Origin of the sequence: Aliifodinibius sp. S!AR15-10, from assembly GCF_031569985.1 — a bacterium.
Taxonomy (GTDB): Bacteria; Bacteroidota; Rhodothermia; order Balneolales; family Balneolaceae; genus JAMQKA01.
The window spans coordinates 1-547 of record NZ_JAMQKA010000134.1; the positions used below are offsets into that span (position 1 = coordinate 1).

1 protein-coding gene is annotated in these 547 nt (G+C 31.6%); it reads right to left on the reverse strand.

Annotated elements, in window-relative coordinates:
- Nucleotides 1-34: 34 nt before the first annotated feature.
- Nucleotides 35-238, reverse strand: a complete 204-nt coding sequence (locus NC796_RS27010) for a GIY-YIG nuclease family protein (RefSeq protein ID WP_409070434.1) — start codon at nt 236-238, stop codon at nt 35-37.
- Nucleotides 239-547: the final 309 nt, after the last annotated feature.

Sequence of the window (547 nt, forward strand, 5' to 3'; positions counted from 1 at the left end):
GGCAATTTATCTTGATATCAGATTTTGTACAGGATTATTTAATCTGATTCCACAAATCATTCAAATCGGGATTAGCCTTCTTTATTAAGTTGAATTTCCACTCTCGACGCCAATTTTTGATCTGCTTCTCTCTTTCTATTGCCTCATTAATATTCGGAAGCTCTTCGTAGTACAGTAGATATTTTATTTTGTATTTCTGTGTGAAACAAGTTCCCTTTCCCGTTCTGTGAGCCCATATTCGTTCTTTTTAATGCACTCGTAACCCCAACATAAAGGACCTCTCTGGTTAAGTTAGATATTATATAAACAAACCCTGTTTTTCCCGACCGATTATGATAAGCCATAAATTATTTCTCTGCTTTTTTAATCTCTTGAATTGGATTATTTCAGAATAAAATAAATCAGTTACGTTAGAATGCAATCCGCTATATAAAAACTATCGCTAATTCTTGATCACCGTAATTAGCTTCCTGCTAAAAATTGAACTTCATTAAAATATTTAAGTACCACTATGTTTAGATCTTTATCAAAAAAAGTGAATATAATT